Origin of the sequence: Klebsiella sp. ZJOU C1 (assembly GCF_035620215.1) — a bacterium.
Classification (GTDB): Bacteria; Pseudomonadota; Gammaproteobacteria; order Enterobacterales; family Enterobacteriaceae; genus Klebsiella; species Klebsiella variicola.
The window spans coordinates 3030697-3050946 of sequence record NZ_CP141644.1 but is presented as its reverse complement, the minus strand read 5'-3'; the positions used below and the strand labels follow the sequence as shown (position 1 = coordinate 3050946).

At 56.9% G+C, this 20250-nt stretch carries 22 protein-coding genes and 3 tRNA genes; 8 read left to right on the top strand and 17 right to left on the bottom strand.

Translation table 11 applies throughout. The features are described from left to right. Nucleotides 1-188 precede the first annotated feature (188 nt). Both SPE70_RS14675 and SPE70_RS14670 read right to left on the bottom strand, forming a co-directional pair. Nucleotides 189-872: a CatA-like O-acetyltransferase, family 1 gene (locus SPE70_RS14675; protein WP_012541497.1), complete on the bottom strand. Its 684-nt coding sequence runs from the start codon at nt 870-872 to the stop codon at nt 189-191. A 31-nt stretch (nt 873-903) separates the two neighbouring features. Continuing rightward, nucleotides 904-1287 carry a VOC family protein gene (locus SPE70_RS14670; RefSeq protein WP_012541498.1) on the bottom strand — a complete coding sequence of 128 codons (384 nt, stop codon included), beginning with the start codon at nt 1285-1287 and terminating at the stop codon, nt 904-906. 90 nt (nt 1288-1377) lie between these two features. On the opposite strand from SPE70_RS14670, the gene SPE70_RS14665 reads away from it, so the two are divergent. After that, complete coding sequence (locus SPE70_RS14665) at nt 1378-2148, top strand: DeoR/GlpR family DNA-binding transcription regulator (RefSeq protein WP_039103693.1); 771 nt, start codon at nt 1378-1380, stop codon at nt 2146-2148. A 4-nt stretch (nt 2149-2152) separates the two neighbouring features. Here the strand turns inward: SPE70_RS14665 and SPE70_RS14660 are convergent, their stop codons facing one another. Then, entirely contained in the window at nt 2153-2782 is a 630-nt protein-coding gene (locus SPE70_RS14660) for a LysE family translocator (protein ID WP_008804598.1), read from the bottom strand. A gap of 249 nt (nt 2783-3031) precedes the next feature. Between SPE70_RS14660 and SPE70_RS14655 the strand changes: the two genes are divergently transcribed. Further along, a complete protein-coding gene (locus tag SPE70_RS14655) occupies nt 3032-3667 on the top strand; it encodes a carbonic anhydrase (RefSeq protein WP_008804599.1) in 636 nt (211 codons plus the stop codon). 36 nt (nt 3668-3703) lie between these two features. On the opposite strand, the gene SPE70_RS14650 is transcribed toward SPE70_RS14655, so the two are convergent. From SPE70_RS14650 to SPE70_RS14635, 4 genes are all read right to left on the bottom strand, one after another. Next, nucleotides 3704-4720 carry a zinc-dependent alcohol dehydrogenase family protein gene (locus SPE70_RS14650; protein WP_205468305.1) on the bottom strand — a complete coding sequence of 339 codons (1017 nt, stop codon included), beginning with the start codon at nt 4718-4720 and terminating at the stop codon, nt 3704-3706. Between the two features lie 154 nt (nt 4721-4874). Further along, nucleotides 4875-5084 (bottom strand): YdgH/BhsA/McbA-like domain containing protein, encoded by a 210-nt coding sequence (locus SPE70_RS14645; RefSeq protein WP_004202908.1) that lies wholly within the window; start codon nt 5082-5084, stop codon nt 4875-4877. Nucleotides 5085-5168: 84 nt separating this feature from the next. Further along, nucleotides 5169-5885: a hypothetical protein gene (locus tag SPE70_RS14640; protein WP_022066444.1), complete on the bottom strand. Its 717-nt coding sequence runs from the start codon at nt 5883-5885 to the stop codon at nt 5169-5171. A 45-nt stretch (nt 5886-5930) separates the two neighbouring features. Further along, a complete protein-coding gene (locus SPE70_RS14635) occupies nt 5931-6365 on the bottom strand; it encodes a winged helix-turn-helix domain-containing protein (protein ID WP_012968028.1) in 435 nt (144 codons plus the stop codon). Nucleotides 6366-6765: 400 nt separating this feature from the next. Between SPE70_RS14635 and SPE70_RS14630 the strand changes: the two genes are divergently transcribed. After that, the gene (locus tag SPE70_RS14630) at nt 6766-6915 is read left to right on the top strand and encodes a hypothetical protein (protein ID WP_012541503.1); all 150 of its coding nucleotides are present in this window, start codon (nt 6766-6768) and stop codon (nt 6913-6915) included. Between the two features lie 71 nt (nt 6916-6986). On the opposite strand, the gene SPE70_RS14625 is transcribed toward SPE70_RS14630, so the two are convergent. Both SPE70_RS14625 and SPE70_RS14620 read right to left on the bottom strand, forming a co-directional pair. After that, entirely contained in the window at nt 6987-7823 is an 837-nt protein-coding gene (locus SPE70_RS14625; protein WP_064170295.1) for an MBL fold metallo-hydrolase, read from the bottom strand. A gap of 7 nt (nt 7824-7830) precedes the next feature. Beyond that, nucleotides 7831-8346 (bottom strand): DUF4286 family protein, encoded by a 516-nt coding sequence (locus SPE70_RS14620; RefSeq protein ID WP_008804604.1) that lies wholly within the window; start codon nt 8344-8346, stop codon nt 7831-7833. Between the two features lie 156 nt (nt 8347-8502). Here SPE70_RS14620 and SPE70_RS14615 point away from each other — a divergent pair, with 156 nt between their 5' ends. Beyond that, nucleotides 8503-9387 carry a LysR substrate-binding domain-containing protein gene (locus SPE70_RS14615; protein WP_022066447.1) on the top strand — a complete coding sequence of 295 codons (885 nt, stop codon included), beginning with the start codon at nt 8503-8505 and terminating at the stop codon, nt 9385-9387. Here SPE70_RS14615 and SPE70_RS14610 read toward each other — a convergent pair. After that, complete coding sequence (locus SPE70_RS14610; RefSeq protein ID WP_324726343.1) at nt 9384-10310, bottom strand: AraC family transcriptional regulator; 927 nt, start codon at nt 10308-10310, stop codon at nt 9384-9386. The genes SPE70_RS14615 and SPE70_RS14610 overlap by 4 nt on opposite strands. Nucleotides 10311-10408: 98 nt before the next feature. Here SPE70_RS14610 and SPE70_RS14605 point away from each other — a divergent pair, with 98 nt between their 5' ends. Further along, a complete protein-coding gene (locus tag SPE70_RS14605) occupies nt 10409-11161 on the top strand; it encodes an SDR family oxidoreductase (protein WP_012968033.1) in 753 nt (250 codons plus the stop codon). Nucleotides 11162-12470: 1309 nt separating this feature from the next. Here the strand turns inward: SPE70_RS14605 and SPE70_RS14600 are convergent. The 3 genes from SPE70_RS14600 to SPE70_RS14590 all read right to left on the bottom strand — a co-directional run bounded on the left by SPE70_RS14600 (nt 12471) and on the right by SPE70_RS14590 (nt 12709). Further along, a tRNA-Val gene (locus SPE70_RS14600) sits at nt 12471-12547 on the bottom strand. Between the two features lie 4 nt (nt 12548-12551). Continuing rightward, nucleotides 12552-12628, bottom strand: a tRNA-Val gene (locus tag SPE70_RS14595). Nucleotides 12629-12632: 4 nt separating this feature from the next. Next, a tRNA-Val gene (locus SPE70_RS14590) sits at nt 12633-12709 on the bottom strand. A 254-nt stretch (nt 12710-12963) separates the two neighbouring features. Here SPE70_RS14590 and SPE70_RS14585 point away from each other — a divergent pair. After that, nucleotides 12964-13542, top strand: a complete 579-nt coding sequence (locus SPE70_RS14585) for an LOG family protein (RefSeq protein ID WP_008804612.1) — start codon at nt 12964-12966, stop codon at nt 13540-13542. A gap of 140 nt (nt 13543-13682) precedes the next feature. Here the strand turns inward: SPE70_RS14585 and asr are convergent, their stop codons facing one another. Both asr and mdtK read right to left on the bottom strand, forming a co-directional pair. Next, nucleotides 13683-14147, bottom strand: a complete 465-nt coding sequence (asr, locus tag SPE70_RS14580; RefSeq protein WP_046882409.1) for an acid resistance repetitive basic protein Asr — start codon at nt 14145-14147, stop codon at nt 13683-13685. A gap of 177 nt (nt 14148-14324) precedes the next feature. Next, complete coding sequence (mdtK, locus tag SPE70_RS14575; protein ID WP_012541512.1) at nt 14325-15698, bottom strand: MdtK family multidrug efflux MATE transporter; 1374 nt, start codon at nt 15696-15698, stop codon at nt 14325-14327. A gap of 229 nt (nt 15699-15927) precedes the next feature. Here mdtK and SPE70_RS14570 point away from each other — a divergent pair, with 229 nt between their 5' ends. Then, nucleotides 15928-16563 carry a riboflavin synthase gene (locus SPE70_RS14570; RefSeq protein WP_012541513.1) on the top strand — a complete coding sequence of 212 codons (636 nt, stop codon included), beginning with the start codon at nt 15928-15930 and terminating at the stop codon, nt 16561-16563. Between the two features lie 35 nt (nt 16564-16598). On the opposite strand, the gene cfa is transcribed toward SPE70_RS14570, so the two are convergent. Further along, the gene (cfa, locus tag SPE70_RS14565) at nt 16599-17747 is read right to left on the bottom strand and encodes a cyclopropane fatty acyl phospholipid synthase (RefSeq protein WP_008804616.1); all 1149 of its coding nucleotides are present in this window, start codon (nt 17745-17747) and stop codon (nt 16599-16601) included. Nucleotides 17748-18040: 293 nt separating this feature from the next. Further along, entirely contained in the window at nt 18041-19222 is a 1182-nt protein-coding gene (punC, locus tag SPE70_RS14560; protein WP_012541514.1) for a purine nucleoside transporter PunC, read from the bottom strand. A 112-nt stretch (nt 19223-19334) separates the two neighbouring features. Between punC and punR the strand changes: the two genes are divergently transcribed. After that, on the top strand, nt 19335-20246 hold the full coding sequence (punR, locus tag SPE70_RS14555) for a DNA-binding transcriptional activator PunR (RefSeq protein WP_008804618.1): 912 nt from the start codon (nt 19335-19337) through the stop codon (nt 20244-20246). Nucleotides 20247-20250: the final 4 nt, after the last annotated feature.

The window sequence follows — 20250 nt, the reverse complement described above, 5'->3', positions numbered from 1 at the left end:
GGGTAAGCAAAACACGTGCCAGTGAGAGAGGAAGGCGCAGTCGTGATAGGAAGCGGGTTGGCTATGTCAGCTGATGGAGCGGACTGCTGCAAATGCAGCGCCGTTTTGCGCCGGCTGTTGCAAAGGCAACAGGAGAGGAAAGCGACCGCCGGACCGAAGGAAGTCAGGCGGTGAGCGTGGCGAGGGCCTCAGCGTTTCTTTGCCGCAGGGGCGAGCAGTGAGGGTGCGGTCTCGGTTAACGGTTGCCAGAGCCGCTCGGGGTCGCTAAATCCCTCTTCCACGAGAGCAAAAAAGCGGCTGGCGTGGAGACCGTCGACGAAGGCATGGTTAAACCGCCCGGCCACCGGGATCACGCCGTTCTGTAGTTTCCCCCAGGTAAGCGCGGGCACCGCCGCGCCTACGGCATATTCCGCATGGGTCATCGAGGTGAAGTGGAGCCACGGCAGACAACTGGCGCAGATAAAATGCTCGCCATCGACGATGAGCGGCGCCGGCGTTGTCTCTCTTGCCGCGACGATCTTCGGCGTTGCCGCATCGCTGAAGGTGGTGAACTCGGGGGCGTTGTCGCACCATACCTGGCGGAATCCTTCCTCGACGGTCATCACCGGCGTCATTACCGCCAGGCTGTCATATTCAATCACCTCATCATTGCGCACGCGCTGCCGTAGCTGCGGTACTCCGTTTGCCGCGCGCAGCAGCGCATAGAGCGCGAGCTGAAAAAACGAGACCCGACGGTCCTTCGCACATTCGTACAGGCGCTGCGCCGCTATCGGGACACAGAGGTTAAAGCTGGGGTTGGCAAATTGTCGGTAAAAGGTGAAATGGTCCCGGCGGGGCCAGGTCGCGGTGTCGATAATTCGGTAACGTGCCATGAATGCCTCCTGAATACTGGCGGTCTGCTGACTATGCGACGATTTCAATCAGGTTGCCATCGGGATCGGCGATCACCGCCTCATAATAGCCGTCGCCGGTGGTACGCGGCGGCGAAACCAGTATCCCCGCATCCTCGGCGCGTTGGGCGAGGGCATCGACCTGTTCCGCCCCGCCTACCGAGAGGGCCAGATGCGCCCAGCCGGTATGGTTATTATCCGCGCTGGCCGGCTGCAGGCCAGGCTTGGTCATCAGCTCGATCACCACCTCGTCGTCGATGGTGACAAAATAGGAGGCAAAGCCGGGGTTGGTCTGGCTGAGGTATTTTTCATTGATGCTGGCGGCAAAGAACTCCACCCAGAAGCGGGCCTGGACGTCGAGCTGTTGGGTCCACAGGGCGAAATGGGCAATTTTCATGGTAAACCTCCGGGCAGGAACATTGACAATCAAAGCAGCGCAGACGATCATGCTTGCTGTTGCTCGTTTTTGATAATTTAAGGAGTTTTCGTGCTCGATTATGCTGCTTTTCCCCAACAGCGACAAGCGTTGATTTGCCAGATCCTGCAGGAAAATGGCAGAGTGGTGTGCGCGGAGCTGGCGGCGCGGCTTCAGGTGTCGGAGCATACCATCCGCCGCGATCTGCATGAACTCAGTCGCGAAGGGTTCTGTAAAAAGGTGTATGGCGGGGCGGTGCTGAGCCTGCCGGAAGCCGGGGACTACAGTGAACGGAAAGATAAAAATCGAGCAACAAAACTCAGGATCGCGCAACAGTGTGCCAGGCTGGTGAAGCCCGGCGGCACGATTTTCGTCGATACCGGGACCACCAATCTGGCGATGGCCGAGGCGCTACCCGCTGAGCTGGCGCTGACGGTGGTAACGAACTCCCCGGAGATCGCCGCGGTACTGGTGAAAAAACCGTTGTATGACGTGGTGATCCTCGGCGGCCAGGTGCAGCGGGCGAGCGGCGGCTGCGTCGGCGCCGCGGCGGTGGCTCAGGTGCAGGGCATGTTATTCGACCAGGGTTTTATCGGCGGCTGCGCCATGGCGCCAGAGTCGGGCCTGACCGGTTTTGACTACGCCGACTGCGAGTTCAAGAAAGCGGTGATTAAGCAGTGCAGCGAAATTATCGTCGGCCTGACCTCGGATAAAATTCCGGCAGTGGCACGGTTTGTGGTGGCCGCGAGCAGCGATATCGATGTGCTGGTGGTGGAAGAGAACATCAGTCGCGAATATCGCGTTGCCTTTCAGCAGCACGATATTCGCATCCATACCGTGTAACCCGTTAGCGGGTGAGGGAGGTGGCGATAAGCCGCAGGCCCAGCGCCCCCAGCACCGTCGCGGTGGCGATGTCGATCCGCCGCTTCAGCCGCAGGTAGACGCGCCGCGGTCGATCGGCAGACAGCACCAGCGCCACCAGCGAATACCAGCTGACGTCAATCAGAAAGCTCATCAGCGGCACGATGTAGTAAAACGCGGTGGGGATCTGCGCTGGCAGCAGAGCGGTAAAAATTGAGGCGAACACCAGCGCGGTTTTGGGATTGCTCAGCTGGGTATACAACCCATCACGGAAGGTCTTCAGCAGCGAATGGTTGCCAGCCATGCCGCTGGCGGAAAAGTCCATCGGCTGCGCCGACCCGCGGAAAATCTTATAACCCAGCCATAACAGGTAGAGCCCGCCCGCTACTTTCAGGCCAATGAACAGCTCCGGCACCGCGGTGAGCACCTTCTGCAGGCCCAGCATCGCCATAATGGAAAAAATGGCGGCGCCGGCGCCAGTACCGAGGGCGGTCACCAGACCGTGCACGCGCGAGCGAGCGACGGCATTGCGCGCGACAAAGATAAAGCTTGGGCCGGGACTGATCACGCCCATGATCAGCACCGCGGCAATGGCCATCAGGCTGGATAAGAACATAGCGACTCCTGTGATGTCCGCCGCCGGCAGGCGGTCGGTAACCTGTGAACGGTTGGGGTAGACAGAGTAGCAAACTGGTTCAGGAAATCACGTCAAAAAGGTGTGGATAAGGCAGGGCGGCGCGGGCGGTGGCGGCGCGCGTTTTCTGCGCAACTGTTTGAATAACGATTCCCATTCTTGTCATCAATGGTAAACTGAATAACTGTGATCTTTGTCATACCGTAATAACTACAGAGAAGAGACACTGCTATGCAACATATCATTGAGGGCTTCCTCAACTTCCAGAAAGAGATCTTCCCCCAGCGTAAAGAGCTCTTCCGTAGCCTGGCCTCCAGCCAGAATCCCAAAGCGCTTTTCATCTCCTGTTCAGACAGCCGTCTGGTGCCTGAACTGGTAACCCAGCAGGAGCCGGGACAGCTCTTTGTCATTCGTAACGCCGGGAATATCGTGCCGTCTTTCGGGCCGGAGCCAGGTGGCGTTTCTGCTACCATCGAATATGCCGTCGTTGCGCTGGGCGTGACGGATATCGTGATCTGCGGCCACTCCAACTGCGGCGCGATGAAAGCGATCGCCACCTGCCAGTGCCTTGAGCCGATGCCGGCGGTGTCCCACTGGCTGCGCTATGCTGATGCCGCGAAAGCAGTGGTGGAAAAGAAAACCTGGGCCAGCGAAACCGATAAGGTCAACGGCATGGTGCAGGAAAACGTCATCGCTCAGTTGAACAACATCAAAACCCATCCGTCGGTGGCGGTCGGTCTGCGCGACCATACCCTGCGCCTGCACGGCTGGTTCTACGACATTGAAAGCGGCGACATTCAGGCGCTGGATAAAAACACGAAATCCTTTGTTTCGCTGTCGGAAAATCCGGACGTCTTCTTCGAATAAAGCCGTTCTCAGGGCACGGAGGCCCTGTTCATCCCCTCACCACTCCACGCAAATTTTGCCAAAATGGGCGCCGCTTTGCAGATAGCGAAAGGCATCCGGTAAGGCTGTAAAATCAAACACTTTATCGATAACCGGCCGCGACGCCTGCAGGTTCAGGGCGTTGACGTAGTCCTGTTGTTGCCGTCTATTACCTACCACCAGCCCCTGCAGTCGGGCCTGTTTACTCATCAGCAGATGGGTGGGGACATGGCCCTCGAAGCCGGTCAGGACGCCGATCAGGGCGATGTGTCCGCCAACACTGACCGCCTCGAACGACTGCCCCAGGGTGCCCGGACCGCCCAGCTCCAGAATGAGATCGGCCCCGCGATGGCCGGTGATATCCTGCACCGCGGCGCCCCATGCCGGGGTGGTGCGGTAATTGATGAGATGATCGGCCCCCAGGGCGCGAGCGCGGGCGAGTTTTTCATCTGACGACGAGGTGACGATCACCTGCGCGCCCATACTTTTCGCCAGCTGCAGGGCGGTTATCGACACGCCGCCGGTACCAAGCGTCAGCACCGTATCGCCTGCTTTTAACCGTCCTTCGACGACCAGCGCGCGCCAGGCGGTAAGACCGGAGGTGGTGATGGTTGCCGCCTCCCTGAAACTCCACCCCTCAGGCGCATGGGTAAAATGGCTGGCCGGCCTGACGACATACTGGCAGGCGAACCCCTCCGCGCCATCGCCCGGGGTCTGACTGAAGTCGCTCACCAGCGGACCGGGGTGGCCATCCAGCCACTGCGGGAAAAAGCCAGCGACCACCCGGTCACCCGGCTGAAATTCGTTCACTCCGGCGCCAACCGCTTCCACCACGCCGGCGCCATCCGCCATCAGGATCCGCCGATCGGCGGTGGGAATTACCCCCGTTGCGACCAGCAAATCATGGTAGTTCAGCGAGGTGGCGTGCAGCTCCACCCGGATCTCTCCTGCAGCGGGCGCCCCGGGGTCAGCAAGATCGACAAGCTGCAGGTTCTCAAGCGAACCGGGTTTTTTGACTGTCCAGGCTTTCATCATCAGGCTCTCTTTTCTGGAGGATACAGTCAGTATTGGTCGGGAATGGAGCGAGCGCCACAGCATGCCTGTCGGCAAAACGCTGAAAAGGGAAAGGCGGAAAAAAATACAGCGCCGTTAAAAACGGCGCTGTATTTATCGCTAACGGCTAAAAGGCTTATTTGCTCAGTTCAGCCGTCATGTGGACGCGATTATTAAACTGGGCGCTGGTGATTTTATAGGATGCACCCTGTTCCGCGGCCTGGGCGGCGATTTTTGCTTCAGCCCGGTCCAGGGTCGAGGCGGTAGCGCTGACGCTCTGGGCGAAGCTGACAGAAGAGAACAGAGACAGTGCCGCAACTGCAACGAAAGTTTTGATGGATTTCATGGTCGTATTCCTTAATCTGGTGTCTGATAAAGGGCTTTTCGCCCTGATGTGGTAAAGAATACGCTTGAATGTTGCAGGCTAAAATCAAAACAATTTGCGAATCTTGTTCAAATAATATGAATGTTTTTCCGCCGTGTGCAACGCGGCCTGCCGCTGTCGGGCAGGCTTTGCCCATGGCGTATAACTGGCAAGGTCGGGTGAGAGCGGGTTAAACGTTGGCCCGGAGATCATAAAATGATGAAAATGAGCATGGCTGACCAGGTGAAAATTAACCTTAATCCGTTCCAGTCCGTTATAGACTCGCTTGCGATTGATCCCCAACGTGGCCGCCAGTTGATTCACCGACTGTCCCTTCATGGTGGCGGCGATTATCCGCCTTTCCAGAAGGTTGAGGGGCGCTCGTTGACGGGAAGAGGTACTCTGACGCTGATGACGCGGCACCAGAGGCCAGCGACGATCGGCCAGCCTGCGCAAAAGGCGGCCAACCTCCGGAACGCTTTCCCGCTGGCTAACCCACAGGAGGGTATCCGCGAAAAAGGCGCGTCCGCGCCTCACGTTGCCGGCCGAGGTAAAGCCGACCACCAGACTCTGATAACGCAGGGCTAATTCAGCGGCGGCCTGATAATCGTGAAAGTTTTCCAGCGATAAAATAATCACATCCAGCCCAGCCGGATCGGGAAAATGGCTGAGTGGCAGCGAATGAATAATGTTCAGCCCGGGCAGGGTCTCCTGAATATCTCTGAAACATTGGGCGAGGCCGATATTAAAAAAAAGATTATTGCTGTGAATTAAAATATTCAACGGATAAACCCTGTTACAAGCGATGTAAACGGCGCGGAGAGGGGATTAGCTGCGTACCAGAAGTTTATTCATATCAGCAGGCGAGGCATTAATATAATTCATCATGCCCGGTGGTTTGAATGAGTAAATTTCGGCTACGACAGCATTGTTAATATAATACCCGGCGCACTTGACCCGAATAATTAATGCGCTTTCAACGCCTGCCTGGCTAAGACGGGATTTTAACGTCTGAATAACCTGCCATAATCGCTGCGCAGACGGGCGAAGGTTATTTTTTTCCCAGACGTTAATCATCAACTCTTCATCGCTGACCACCCGTTCTCTGCCATGCGCCAACAGATATTCCAGTAAACAGGCCATGGTACTGCGTAGCTGAACTTGCGTTCGCGTCCCTCGCAGCGCGATAATTTCCCGATGATGCAGGCAGTAGAAAATATTATCTGCTAACTTATAGCCAAGCAGTTTATAGCCCTTAGTCATCCACCACTCCCTGACAAATCCAGTTATTGCCGGTGCAGAGTACCTGCCTGCTGCTGACTGACCAAGTGAATTTTATTTGTTAGAATAATCAAAACAAATAACCATGTTTGTATACATAAGTAGAATAAAAATCTGATAAATGATTATTGCTCTGCAGGATTGTATGGTATAGGAAAAGTCTTAAACAAACGTCAGCCGCTGGTAAGCGGTTGAATATATAGGTGTCAGGAAAAACTAAATGCACTTATATTGATCTAGATCAATTTTGCTCATTTCAGGAGGCTTTAACCATTTACATAGTAAAACAAAGATTGAAATAACTTCCGTTACGCGATGATAAGCTGATTCTGAACTTATGGAACTACCCAGGGAATTGTTCATTACTTTTCAGGAGCGTTTTATGGTCATTGCAACTCGTAAGCCTCTGTGTAACAAACGCTGGTCGGCCAGCCCGGCCTCCCAGGATCTTCAGTTGACTCAGCTACGCCACCCGTGGGTCGCCACCAAAGCCAGCTGCAAAAGCAAAAAAGCCTGGAAAAGCCGCAGTTAGCGGCCTGCCCAACCCCCTGACATAAAGCCCTGCTTGTTCCTGCGGACAAGCAGGGCTTACCTCTGCGACCTTTACACCGACTGCAACAGATAACCAGAAGGCGTCTCCACCACCCTGGCAAAGCCGGGCAGACCAAGATGCATGCCGGCGATCAGCCATTGTTCGCTGGCGGCCTGGCGCAGCAGACATTCCCGGGTTTGTCGGGCCTGTTCAGGATCGACGTCGAAGGCGACCGACACCGACGGCCGGGTGGTCTGAATGGTCGGGAAATGGACAATATCCCCCCAGATGAGCAGCGAGGTATCGCCCGCCTCGAGACGATACCCGGTATGGCCGGGCGTATGGCCGGGCAGAGGGCACGGGTGGATCCCGGCGACCGTCTCCTCACCATCAACTTCGCGAATTTGCGCCGCGCAGATTGCCAGTACGCGGTGGACGAGCAGCACGTTGCGCCGGCCGCGATCGCTGGCGTTGTCCAGTGTGGATGCCGCCAGCCAGTAAGCGCGTTCCCGCGAAGGCAGGAACACCGTGGCGTTGGGATACGCCGGGGCGCCGGTTGCCGTCAGCAACCCGCCGATGTGATCCGGGTGCGCGTGGGTGAGGAGGATGGTGTCAATCTCCTCAGGGCGTACGCCGAGCAGCGCCAGATTGGCGATAAGCGCACCGCCGACGCCATTGACTCCCCCGGTGCCGGTATCCACCAGTACGGTGTGCCCGCGTCCGCGGATAAGATAGGCGCCGATCGCAATGGCCTCCGGTGAGGCTAACCCGGCGTTCCGCTGCAGGCGCTCCGCCTCCTCAGGCGTGATACCCGAGAGTAAGGACAGTGGCGCCGACATCTGACCATCACTGACGGCGGTCACCGTCAGATCGCCTGCGGTCAACGTATAAAAGGGAGCTGGTGTCATGGCGACCTCACGCGCGTTGCGCCGGGTTACGTAACCGGGCGGTGATGGGTTGATAGATAAAGACGGCGGCAGCCGTGGCCAGGTGATGCAGGTCGTCACGCGGGACGATGGCGGCATACCGGGTTTGTTGCGTCGCCAGGCCGCCAGGCAGCAGGACGATTGCCGGGGAGATGGGTAGCGTCTGAGGCGTATCGCTCAGCAGGAGCACCTCATCAGACCGGACCTCCCGCACGCCGCTATCTGCAACATAGAGGTGGCGGTGCCAGTCGGTGATCGCCGATTGCCAGCGGGCAAAATGGCCGCCACCGTTGCGGCGGTAGGCGTCGCTGTCGATGACGGTAGCATCGTGGATATCGTGCAGCGCCAGGTAGCGGGGGCACTCCTCGCTGAGGGCGCGGAAGCGCTGAGAGGCGTAAAAACCGGGCACAGAGACCAGCGCCGGCAGTTTTTCCTGATTGTAAAAGGTATTCCACGCTGTTTCGCTTTGGGGATCGGTGTAGGCGCATTCGACGACATAGAGCATAGTGACCTCGCTGGACAGATGATTGAGCGCGCAAAGCGCTTTAGTGAATTTTCATCATCCTATCGGCTAAAAATGGCGCTGAAAAACGATGTTAATTCAATAGTCAGTGATATTCTGTCACTGACTTTCGGTGAGCCTGCACAAGGAGCATTGGCTATGCGTCGTAAAATCCCCAGCAGCGCTGCGCTACTGGCTTTTGAGGCCGCTGCCCGTCACGGCAACTTTGCCCGCGCGGCGGCGGAACTCGCGTTAACGGAAGGGGCCATCAGCCGGCAGATTGCCCGTCTGGAAGCGCTCCTCGACAGTAAACTCTTCGACAGGACGGGGAGCCGGGTGCGGCTCAATCCGGCTGGCGCCCGCTATGCCCGCCAGGTACGCGAGATCCTTGCCCGTCTGGAGCGGGATACCCACGATGTCAGCGGGATGCCCTCCGATGGACATAGTCTGGAGATCGCCGTGCTCCCCACCTTTGCCAGCCGCTGGTTAATCCCCCGGCTTGGACGCTTTGCAGCGCAGCATCCGCATATCGTGGTCAATATTGCCGCCCGCAGCGATCCCTTCATCCTCCCGGGCAGCGGTTTTGATGCCGCCATCCATTTTGATCACCCGGCGTGGACTGGCATGGATGTGACGTTTTTGTTCGAGGAGTATCTGCTGCCGGTCTGTCATGCGGCGTTGCTGACGAATGACGGTCTCCCCGGGCAACTGAACCGATTGCCGCGCATTCACCGGCGGCAGAACCCTGACGCCTGGCTGCTCTATGCCCGGGAATGCGGGTTGGCGCTGGATAATCCGGCGCAGGGGCCGCGCTACGATCTGCATGAGATGGCCATCGCCGCGGTACTGAGCCAGCAGGGCGTGGCGCTGGTGCCGAAGATGTATGTGGAAAGCGAGCTGCGCGCCGGGACGCTGGTTGCCCCGTGGCCGGGCTCCCCGACGCTGGCTAAGCGCTTCTGCCTGATCAAACCCGGTGGCGGGGAGGGGGAGCTGGCGCTGCAAGTGTTTGAGCGCTGGCTGCAGACGGAGATTGCAGCCGGTTAAGTCAGGGCTGGCCCGGGGGGAGGCTGCGTCGCCCGCTGGCGGGCATATTTCCCCGGCGATATCCCGGTATAACGGGTAAAAGCTACGCTGAACGCGCTAGCCGAGCCATAGCCGATGCGCTCGGCGATATCCGCAATGCTGATGCCCGTCTGGCTCAGCCACTGCATGGCCAGGGTCATTCGCCAGCCTAACAGATAGCCCATCGGGGTCATCCCGGTCAGGTCGGTAAAGCGTTCAAATAACGTCGAGCGAGACAGCGCACAGTCGGCGGCCAGGGCGTTGACCGTCCAGCGTCTGGCGGGGGCCTGATGCAGCAGGCGGATTGCCTGGGCGACCCGCGGGTCGCTCAGCCCGCGCATCAGACCGGGGGTCGCGAGCGTGCCGGAGGAACGGATGGCCTCGATAAAAAGTAGCTCAACCATCCGCGCCAGAACGAAAGATTTGCCCGCGCGATCCGCCTGCGCTTCCTCTTTCAGCAGCCCGACAAAGGTGGCCAGCCGCGGTTGATTGCGGACCACCACAAAGGCTGGCAACAGCGAGGCCAGCAGGCTGGCGTTCGTTGAACCGGAAGCGCAGTGGCCAATCAGCGCCTGCATCTGCGCAGGCTTGTCGAGGGCTCCCAGCCGAAAGTGTCCCTCCGCCAGTTGCACCGGGATGGTCTCCAGCGCCGGTGAAGGGGGCGGGGTCAGGCTGGTTAGCGCGAAGCGGTACGCCGCCGGGATCAGAATAAAATCCCCGGCGCGCAGGATCTGCGGCTCATGCTGGTCTATTTCCAGCCGACAGCCGCCTTCCAGCACGACGCCATAAAATGACAACCCCTGGTCCGAGCGTATCACTCGCCAGTCTCCCGCCACCTCAACGGTTTTGGTCAGCACCGCTCTGAGATTTAGCATGGCAATAACCTCCGCCAACGGATCGCTCATTTCCGGACTCCTGCTAAAGAATGATGGATTATTGACCCTATATCGTCCGACACGGCCTGTCTATGATCAAAAGGAAGAAGCCATTCGGAGACAGAGATATGCAAACGATAATGATCACCGGCTGTTCATCGGGTTTTGGCCTGGAGACGGCGCGTTATTTTCTCGAGCAAGGCTGGAAGGTTATTGCCACGATGCGCGCTCCGCAGGAAGGTGTGTTGCCCGCCAGCGACCGTCTGCGGCTGGTGCGTCTTGACGTCACTTCGGCGCAGAGTATCGCCGAGGCCATTGCCGAAGCCGGAGAGATTGATGTGCTGGTTAACAACGCCGGGGTGGGGATGCTTAATGCCCTGGAGGGCGCGTCGCGCGAGGCGATAGCAGACCTGTTTGCCACCAATACCCTGGGAACGATTGCCATGACCCAGGCGGTGATCCCCCGGTTCAGAGCGCGCCGAAGCGGGACCATCGTTAACATTACCTCGGCGGTCACCCTGCAACCGATGCCCCTGCTGGCGGTATACACCGCGAGTAAGGCGGCGGTGAATGCCTTCACGGAGTCGCTGGCGCTGGAGCTCCGTGCTTTTAATATTCGCGTCGGGTTGATCCTGCCGGGACGCGCCCCGCAGACCCGCTTCGGGGAAAACGCTCGTCGAACGATGGGCCAGCTCCCGGAGAGCTATGCGGCGCTCGGCCAGCAGATCCTCGACAGCATGCAGGATAACGCCAGCGTGACGCAGGCTGTCGATGTGGCTCAGGCCGTCTGGCGGATGGTGAACGATCCTCAGGCCCCTTCGCGGCTGCCGGCAGGGGAAGATGCCCTGGCGATGGCGCAGGCCAGTCTTCGCCGTGTCTGAAGACAATATGCGGGTTTTGTCTGTCAGACGGTAGGTGCGCAAGCTGCCGCTGCGCTTTATGGCCAGGGGAATATTATCCCTGTCAGTATCGACTGGATAATATTAGCGGGTTATACGAAATAACGGTCAGGCGGCGCTTACTGATGTAAATCAGGATACCAATGTCTTTCATGGTGCGTTTTCGCCGCTTATTCTGGATATGTGCGAACCGCCCGCCATATTACGACATCATCAATGGCTCAGGTCTTTTATATGTAATTTCTCAATGTAATTCGGGCGTTAATCTTAAAAAGTTAGTCTGGCCCAGTCGGGGCTGGACTTTCTTTATTCTACTGTGGCATGGTTTCATCCCTGCTGTACCGCGCTCACTTTTTTACGCCAGGGAATAGTTTCCATTATGGAATATTTCTTTGGTGGATTATGAATATAAAACGAACATTACTCATCATACTTTCCCGTGTTATCAGGGGAGCAGGTATGGGATTAGGTACTTCAGGTATCGCGCTGGCTGGCTGGTTCTTTTTTTCTCAGTAAATGAATATAAATTTCTCTGGGGTTTACTTTCAGTTGTGGAATTCCTGGTGGGGTATCTGATATATCGATTTTCATATGCATATATTTATGATGAATGGAATGATTATCATTAAAAATTAAACGGCGTGGTCTGTTGATCGATTTTTGATGCTCATGACTGTGGAGTAAAAATATGAGTGTGATGGGTGCCCTTTCAAATACTTGAAGTGTCGTTTTGCCAGCGTTAATTTTGTCTGAATCTGAGGGACGAGACCCAGTGCAATTTGTGAACGGGCTTCATGACGTAAAATTCGGGCCACACTGAGTGAAATTTCAGGTTAGAGGCCGAAACTCATGCGGCATTGTTTTCCGTTATGATAGTAGTGAAAGTGCCATTTTTGCTTCCTGATTTGCTGACAAACAGGGAGAGGCCTTCCATGTCGGTCAGAGAGTAGTTTTGAGGATGAATCGCAGCGTTACGAATGGCCGTGTCGGTAATGGCATAGTCGTCACCTTAGTTTTGTCTGCAGTATTCTGTAACGTCAACGCCTGAATTTTTGAAGCCTGAAATGTTTTCCGCCGGGAAAAAATGCCTTGCTGCAATGATACTTTTCCCGTCGTTCGTGGACTAAAGCGCCATTTCGATGTGCTCAAAAATGTACTTAAAAGGGTTGGCTTCCCCTGCACGAGTGTGGAATATGCAAGGAAAAATCTTTGCCAATACACAACATTTTAAGTCAGCAATACCATCGGGGGGCAGGTGATAAAACACAGAAATTACAGAAGGATAACTGATTGGTGCGTCTGAATGGACTCGAACCATCGACCCCCACCATGTCAAGGTGGTGCTCTAACCAACTGAGCTACAGACGCATTATGGTGCGTTTAATTGGACTCGAACCAACGACCCCCACCATGTCAAGGTGGTGCTCTAACCAACTGAGCTATAAACGCATTATGGTGCGTTCGATTGGACTCGAACCAACGACCCCCACCATGTCAAGGTGGTGCTCTAACCAACTGAGCTACGAACGCAATGTTGTGGTGACAACGGGGACGCATATTAGCGGCAGGGAGAGGATGTGGCAAGAGGTAAACGTCACTTTTCTTGCACATTGCATGCGATTGCGGAACTTTTACCCATTCCGGATATATTTTACTGAACCACAAGGATATTTCTTCGCCAGCGAGCGTCATGACTCGCTTTTTTCTGCCCGTCTAACTCTGCGCGGTACGGTTGCCGTTGTGTTAAATTATCGGCCACCAGAAGAGAAGGAGTCATAACGAAGATGAAATCGATTGGTATTTTTTGCGGTTCTTCAGCTGGCGAACATCCGCTGTATCTCGACACCGCCCGTCTGGTCGGACGTACGCTGGCGCAGCAGGGGCTGGCGCTTGTCTATGGCGGCGGTAAAGTCGGTCTGATGGGGGCGGTCGCCGATGCGGCGCTGGAGGCCGGTGGCGTGGTGATCGGCGTGATGCCGCGCGGCCTGGTGGAACGGGAAATTGCCCACCGCGGCTTGACGGAGCTGCATGTGGTCGAGGATATGCACGAGCGGAAAACCAAAATGGCGGCGCTGGCGGATGGCTTTATTGCCCTGCCGGGCGGGGCGGGGACGCTCGAAGAGATTTTCGAACAATGGACCTGGGCGCAACTGGGGATCCATGAGAAACCGTGCGCGTTCCTGAATATCAAGGGTTATTACGATCCGCTTCAGGCGATGGTCGACAACATGGTACGGGAAGGATTTATGCACCCGCGCTACGCGGAGATGCTGCCGTTTGCTACCTCGGCAGACGAGATTATCGCCGGTTTTCGCGACTATACGCCGCCGGCCCGTAAATGGGTTCAGCAGCCCGCTATTTAAACATCAAGCGCAGGGTAAACAGCGCGCAGACGATGAGCAGTAACAGCAGCAATTCGAAGCGATAGCGTTGCAGCATGATGTCCTCCTGAAAAAAAACCGGCGCTGTTCAGCGCCGGTTTATCACCTTAACGCCCTGACCATTATGCCGCCGGTTTAACCGCCGGTTTAGCTGCGTGGTGTGCCGCTTTATGATGTTTCTTTGCAGCCTGCGCTTTCTGCGCGACTGCCGGTTTCGCAGCAGCTTTGTGGTGTTTCTTCGCAGCCTGCGCTTTCTGCGCGACTGCCGGTTTCGCAGCGGCTTTATGGTGTTTCTTCGCCGCCTGGGCTTTCTGCGCGACTGCCGGTTTCGCAGCGGCTTTATGGTGTTTCTTCGCCGCCTGGGCTTTTTGCTCAGCAGCCGGTTTTGCAGCGGCTTTGTGGTGTTTCTTCGCCGCCTGGGCTTTCTGCTCGGCTGCCGGTTTCGCGGCCGCTTTGTGATGTTTCTTATGGTGAACGGTGGTATGGCTGGCAGCTGCGGCCGGGGTGGCGCTTGCGGCATCGGCAGCGAAAGCAACTGATGACAGACCCATAGCAGCGGCAACAACCAGAGCTAATACTTTTTTCATTCTGAAATCCTCGAATTGGTTTCTTGAGTAACCCCACTGCGGGGCTGTTGACCACACTATATGCGTCTCGGGGAGTGCCATCAGTGAGTCTTTGGTGTCGGGGAGTAACGGAATGTACAACGTGGTCGCAATGCCGGAGAACGAAAAAGCCCGCCGGAGGGGCGGGCTTTGCAGGGACTAGCGCGCGGCGCGCTGTAAGATGATGCTGGAGGGCTGGCGCTGTAGAAAACGCATCCGCAGCATCATCATGATGGCGGCGGAGGTCAGGCCGATGATAAATCCACACCAGAAACCGGCGGGCCCCATGCGTGGCACAACCATATCGGTCAACGCCAGCAGATAGCCGCTCGGCAAACCCAGCACCCAGTACGCGGTAAAGGTAATAAAAAAGATAGACCGGGTATCTTTATAGCCGCGCAGAATGCCGCTGCCGATCACCTGGATGGAGTCGGAGATCTGATAGATAGCCGCCAGCAGCATCAGGTGTGAGGCCAGCAGCACCACCTCGGGATTATCGTTATACAGCAGGGCAATCTGTTCACGCATCAGCACGGTAAAGATAGCGGTAAATACCGCCAGACAGACGCCCACGCCCACGCCGGTGCGGGCCGAAACCTGGGCATCGATCGTTGAACCTTGTCCGAGACGGAAGCCGACGCGAATGGTGACCGCCGCCGCCAGCGATAGCGGCAGAACGAACATCAATGAGCTGAAGTTAAGCGCGATCTGGTGACCGGCGACGTCAATGATCCCCAGCGGGGAGACCAGCAGCGCGACGACGGCAAACAGCGTGACTTCAAAGAACAGCGCCAGAGCAATGGGCAGCCCCAGCTGCACCAGCCGTAACAGGACGGCGACATCGGGGCGGCTGAAGCGCTCGGCGCAGCGGATATCCCGCATCGAACGCGCCCGACGCACCCACCACAGCATGCTGGCGAACATCACCCAGTAAACCGAAGCAGTCGCTACGCCACAGCCGACACCGCCCAGCTCGGGCATGCCGAAATGACCATAGATAAAGATATAGTTCACCGGAATGTTGACCAGTAAGCCGATAAAGCCCATGACCATCCCGGGTTTGGTTTTCGCCAGCCCTTCACACTGATTACGGGCAACCTGGAAGAACAGATAGCCCGGCGCGCCCCACAGCAGCGCGCGCAGATAGCCAACCGCCTTCTCAGCCAACAGCGGGTCGATATTATGCATGGAGCTGATGATATAGCCGGCGTTCCACAGCACGACCATAATCAGCACCGAGACAAAGCCGGCCAGCCAGAAGCCCTGACGCACCTGCTGTGCGATGCGATCCCGCCGTCCGGAGCCGTTAAGCTGCGCCACCACCGGGGTCAGCGCCAGCAGCAGCCCGTGTCCAAAGAGGATCGCCGGCAGCCAGATGGAGGTCCCGATGGCCACGGCGGCCATATCCGTGGCGCTGTAGCCACCCGCCATCACGGTATCGACAAAACCCATCGCTGTCTGCGCCACCTGCGCAAGGATGACGGGTATAGCCAGAGCTAATAACTGACGCGCTTCAACGAAATACTTCTGCACGTGAACACCTTTATTTTGTTGTTATTTTGAGACTAAAAAAGCCGCCGTAACTGGCAGCAAGGGGATAAAAATGAGGAATTTCCAGTCTATTGTAGCGAGGATTAGCCATTAAGCCAGTGAAAAAAGAGTCGAGGCACGAAGCGCGCTGGCAACCGCTTTGCCCTCCTGTTATTGTTCCCGATAGCGAAAACGGTAATGATACCGTCATGATTTTCAACAGGAGCCTAACATGTTTACTGGTATTGTTCAGGGAACCGCGAAAGTGGTCTCCATTGATGATAAACCTAATTTTCGCACCCATGTGGTGGAGCTACCGGCGCATATGCTGGAGGGGCTGGAAACCGGCGCCTCGGTAGCCAATAACGGCTGTTGCCTGACGGTGACCGAAATAAACGGCGCGCACATCAGCTTCGATCTGATGAAAGAGACGCTGCGGATTACCAACCTCGGCGATATTCAGATCGGGGATGAAGTGAACGTCGAGCGGGCGGCGAAATTCAGTGATGAAATCGGTGGGCATCTGATGTCCGGCCATATTATGACCACCGCGGAAATCGTGAAGATCCTCACTTCCGAAAATAACCGTCAGATCTGGTTTAAAGTGCAGGATCCGACGCTGATGAAATATATCCTTTATAAAGGTTTCATCGGTATTGATGGCATTAGCCTGACGGTGGGCGAGGTGACGGCAACCCGCTTCTGCGTGCATCTTATCCCGGAAACGCTGCAGCGGACCACGCTGGGCGCGAAAAAGCTGGGTGACCGCGTCAATATTGAGATTGACCCGCAAACTCAGGCGGTTGTCGATACGGTTGAACGCGTGCTGGCCGCGAAAGACGTTGCGTCTAAGGTGAATGAAGCCTGAAAAAAATCCCCCGCCGGTGAGCGGGGGAGATTTTGTTAGCGGGCGATGCGTAGCCCATGTTCAATGCCGCGCGAGAACACTACCTGCCAGAGCTGAATGTCACGGGCGCGGAAGGCGCCGGCGCAGGCGTTCAGATAATAGCTGAACATCCGTTTGAAACGTTCAGAATAGTTATCGGCAATTTCCGGCCAGCTGGCGAGAAAACGCTCATACCAGGCCATCAGGGTGGTGTCATAATCGGCGCCGAAGTTATGCCAGTCTTCCATCACAAAGTGCTTCTCGCTGGCATCGGCGATCTGCCGAACCGACGGCAGACAGCCGTTGGGGAAGATATATTTATCGATCCACGGGTCGACGTTATGGTCGGTGACTTTGGAACCGATGGTGTGCAGTAAGAAACGGCCGTTGGGTTTCAAATTACGATCCGCGACCTCAAAGTAGGTGGCGTAATTTTTCGGTCCCACGTGCTCGAACATACCGACGGAGACGATACGGTCAAAGCTGTCGTGCAGATCGCGATAGTCCTGGAGCCGAATCTCCACGTCAAGATCAGCGCAGCGCGCCTGGGCCATCTTTTGCTGCTCGGCGGAGATGGTCACGCCGACAACGCTGACCTGGTAATTTCGCGCCATATACTCGGCGAGCCCGCCCCATCCACAGCCGATGTCCAGTACCCGCATCCCCGGCTCAAGCTCCAGCTTACGACAGATGAGGTCCAGTTTAGCCTGCTGCGCCGCTTCGAGGGTTTGCGCCTCTTTCCAGTATCCGCAGGAATACTGCATGTAGGGGTCAAGCATTCGGCTGAAGAGATCGTTGCCGAGATCGTAATGCTCTTTGCCAACAATCCAGGCGCGTTTTTTACTTTGCAGATTGAACAGGCGAGCGCCTGCGATGCGGAGTGTATCTTTGAAATGGTGAGGGAGCTGTTTTTCCAGTCCGGCGCGAAGCACTTTGTGGAAGAATATATCCAGACGCTCGCAGTCCCACCAGCCGTCCATATAGCTTTCGCCTAACCCCAGCGACCCCTCCTGCAGGACACGTTTAAAGAAAAGAGGGTTTTTAATTCGCAGGTCTGACGGCGCGGAGCCATTGATTTCTATTCCCGCACGGCCCAATAATTCAGCTGCAATCCGGTACCAGTCATCATTTGGTACACTTACTTCTTCTATACACGATGAACTCATAGCTTCTCCATCACGCCCAAGTGATCAGAACCTTAAAACAGCGTAGACGCTTTTTTGGCTTTGTGAGAAATCTCACGGATAATCCGTGAAGTCGCTATCCGACGTAGAACAGAGGAAGGGAGATAACCCTTGCCGAAAGGCCTTCCATGGTGAAACGGAGGCATCCTGCATCCGTTAATATTTAACTATTTTCTATTTATGTGAACCCGGATCCAGTATAGGACGCTAAGTACTGGCTTTCAATAAAATTTTCTTAGCATGCTAACGACTGGTCCGGGCAACGGCGATGGGCGTTACGCGTGGGAAGAGTGGGGGGTCAGCTCCGGCGTTTGCTGCAGGCGATAGCCGATTCCGGCTAAGCCAATCGAGACCAGCATCACGCTGGTGGTGGTCAGCAGCGGCGTGGCGATCAGCGCCGATACCAGCAAACTGGTCAGGAAGCACAATCCCAGCTGCAGCGTATTCTGCAGCGCCGCCGCGCGGCCCGTTGCCTGCGGGAAGGGTTTCAGCGCCTGGGCGACCACAATGGGATAGATCCCGCCGTTGACCACCGCCATCATGCAGAACGGGATCATTAACGCCACCAGCGAGGCATGCGTTTGCAGGCCGACCAGCCAGGTGGCGGCAACGCTGACGGCGAAGACCACCAGCAGCCACGGCAGCATCTGTTGTCCTGACCATTTTTGTAGCAGTGCGCGACAACCATAGCCGCCCACCAGAAAGGCGATGGTCTGTGGGATATAGCTCAGGCCGATAGCGGTTGGGCCATAGCCCATTTCGTGCAGGATAAAAGGTGAACCGGTAAGCCAGGCGAAGAAGCTGGCGGAGCAGGCGGCGTAGATTAGGACGTTGCCGCTGTATTCCCGGGAGCGCAGCAGCGCGAGAAAGGTGATCTTCTGCTGTGTCACTGCTACCGACTTTGCGGCTGCCTTCAGGCGCAGGGCAGGCAGCATCAGCAGCAGAGTAATGGCAAACAGGGTGGCGAAGATGGCTTGCCACTCGAAGTGCACCAGTAGCCAGCTACCCAGCAGCGGGGCCAGCGCTGGCGACAGTCCTACCAGCGGCATAATGGTGGCGAAGATGCGGTTCGTGCGCTGGGCAGGATAGTAATCGGTGACCATCGCCTGCCAGGTAACGGCCGCGGCACAGACGCCAATCGCCTGCAAAAAGCGCAGCGCCAGCATCAGGGTAGCGTTGTGCACCCACAGCATCCCCAGACAGCCGGCCGCGAAAATTGCCAGGCCGCTCAACAGCACCGGTTTGCGCCCATAGCGGTCCGACAGCGGCCCCCAGAACAGCTGCCCCAGCGCGAAGCCGGCGAGGAACAGGCTCAGGCTGGCGCTGATGGAGGCAGCGGAGGTATTGAGATCCTGCTGCATGGCGGCAAACGCCGGCAGGTACATATCGGTGGCCAGAAAGCCCAGCACGCTCAGGCCGGCCAGCCAGACTAAAAATCCTTTCCCAGGTTGTGACATAACGTTCTCATTTTTGGAGTACAGGTACGATGCCGCAGAGTGTAGGGAGTGCATTGTGGCTTGTGAAACGCTAATATTTGTCACATGCATTCAAAAATTTTGCAGGCAGAAAATGTGGTCTGAATACTCTCTGGAAGTGGTTGATGCCGTAGCCCGCAACGGCAGCTTCAGCGCGGCCGCGCAGGAGCTGCACCGGGTGCCCTCCGCCATCAGCTATACCGTGCGTCAGCTTGAAGAGTGGCTGGCCGTTCCCTTGTTTGAGCGCCGCCATCGTGATGTGGAGCTGACGCCCGCAGGGGTCTGGTTCTTACAGGAAGGGCGCTCTGTTATCAAAAAAATGCAGATCACCCGCCAGCAGTGCCAGCAAATCGCCAACGGCTGGCGCGGGCAGCTGTCGATCGCGGTGGATGATATTGTGAAACCGGCGCGGATGCGCCAGATGATCGTCGATTTCTATCGCCATTTTCCCGACGTCGAGCTCATCGTTTTCCAGGAAGTGTTCAACGGCGTATGGGATGCGCTGGCCGACGGCCGTGTAGAACTGGCGATTGGCGCAACGCGATCTATTCCGGTCGGGGGCCGCTATGCGTTTCGCGATATGGGGATGCTGAGCTGGGACTGCGTGGTGGCGAGCGATCACCCGCTGGCGAAGATGGAGGGACCCCTGAGCGATGATGTCCTGCGTAACTGGCCGTCGCTGGTGCGGGAGGATACGTCACGTTCACTGCCCAAACGAACAACCTGGCTGCTGGATAACCAGAAGAGGGTGGTGGTCCCCGACTGGGAATCGTCGGCCACCTGTCTGTCGGCGGGCCTCTGCGTCGGCATGGTGCCGAGCCATTTCGCCCGACCATGGGTAGATCGCGGCGAGTGGACCGCGCTGGCGCTGGAGAATCCGTTCCCGGATGCCGCCTGCTGTCTGACCTGGCAGCAGAGTGATGCCTCACCGGCGCTGAACTGGATGCTCGACTATCTGGGGGACAGCGACACGCTGAATCGGGAATGGCTGCGGGCGCCGGAGTGATCCG

Excerpts from the sequence above, each read along its gene's own strand:
- SPE70_RS14630 (WP_012541503.1), top strand. The coding sequence starts at position 6,766 with ATGGTCATTGCAACTCGTAAGCCTCTGTGTAACAAACGCTGGTCGGCC.
- SPE70_RS14605 (WP_012968033.1), top strand. The coding sequence starts at position 10,409 with ATGCAAACGATAATGATCACCGGCTGTTCATCGGGTTTTGGCCTGGAG.
- SPE70_RS14670 (WP_012541498.1), bottom strand. The coding sequence starts at position 1,287 with ATGAAAATTGCCCATTTCGCCCTGTGGACCCAACAGCTCGACGTCCAG.
- SPE70_RS14585 (WP_008804612.1), top strand. The coding sequence starts at position 12,964 with ATGAAATCGATTGGTATTTTTTGCGGTTCTTCAGCTGGCGAACATCCG.
- SPE70_RS14635 (WP_012968028.1), bottom strand. The coding sequence starts at position 6,365 with ATGACTAAGGGCTATAAACTGCTTGGCTATAAGTTAGCAGATAATATT.
- SPE70_RS14570 (WP_012541513.1), top strand. The coding sequence starts at position 15,928 with ATGTTTACTGGTATTGTTCAGGGAACCGCGAAAGTGGTCTCCATTGAT.
- SPE70_RS14625 (WP_064170295.1), bottom strand. The coding sequence starts at position 7,823 with ATGACACCAGCTCCCTTTTATACGTTGACCGCAGGCGATCTGACGGTG.
- asr (WP_046882409.1), bottom strand. The coding sequence starts at position 14,147 with ATGAAAAAAGTATTAGCTCTGGTTGTTGCCGCTGCTATGGGTCTGTCA.
- SPE70_RS14660 (WP_008804598.1), bottom strand. The coding sequence starts at position 2,782 with ATGTTCTTATCCAGCCTGATGGCCATTGCCGCGGTGCTGATCATGGGC.
- SPE70_RS14655 (WP_008804599.1), top strand. The coding sequence starts at position 3,032 with ATGCAACATATCATTGAGGGCTTCCTCAACTTCCAGAAAGAGATCTTC.
- punR (WP_008804618.1), top strand. The coding sequence starts at position 19,335 with ATGTGGTCTGAATACTCTCTGGAAGTGGTTGATGCCGTAGCCCGCAAC.
- SPE70_RS14615 (WP_022066447.1), top strand. The coding sequence starts at position 8,503 with ATGCGTCGTAAAATCCCCAGCAGCGCTGCGCTACTGGCTTTTGAGGCC.
- SPE70_RS14610 (WP_324726343.1), bottom strand. The coding sequence starts at position 10,310 with ATGAGCGATCCGTTGGCGGAGGTTATTGCCATGCTAAATCTCAGAGCG.
- punC (WP_012541514.1), bottom strand. The coding sequence starts at position 19,222 with ATGTCACAACCTGGGAAAGGATTTTTAGTCTGGCTGGCCGGCCTGAGC.
- cfa (WP_008804616.1), bottom strand. The coding sequence starts at position 17,747 with ATGAGTTCATCGTGTATAGAAGAAGTAAGTGTACCAAATGATGACTGG.
- SPE70_RS14620 (WP_008804604.1), bottom strand. The coding sequence starts at position 8,346 with ATGCTCTATGTCGTCGAATGCGCCTACACCGATCCCCAAAGCGAAACA.
- SPE70_RS14650 (WP_205468305.1), bottom strand. The coding sequence starts at position 4,720 with ATGATGAAAGCCTGGACAGTCAAAAAACCCGGTTCGCTTGAGAACCTG.
- SPE70_RS14675 (WP_012541497.1), bottom strand. The coding sequence starts at position 872 with ATGGCACGTTACCGAATTATCGACACCGCGACCTGGCCCCGCCGGGAC.
- SPE70_RS14645 (WP_004202908.1), bottom strand. The coding sequence starts at position 5,084 with ATGAAATCCATCAAAACTTTCGTTGCAGTTGCGGCACTGTCTCTGTTC.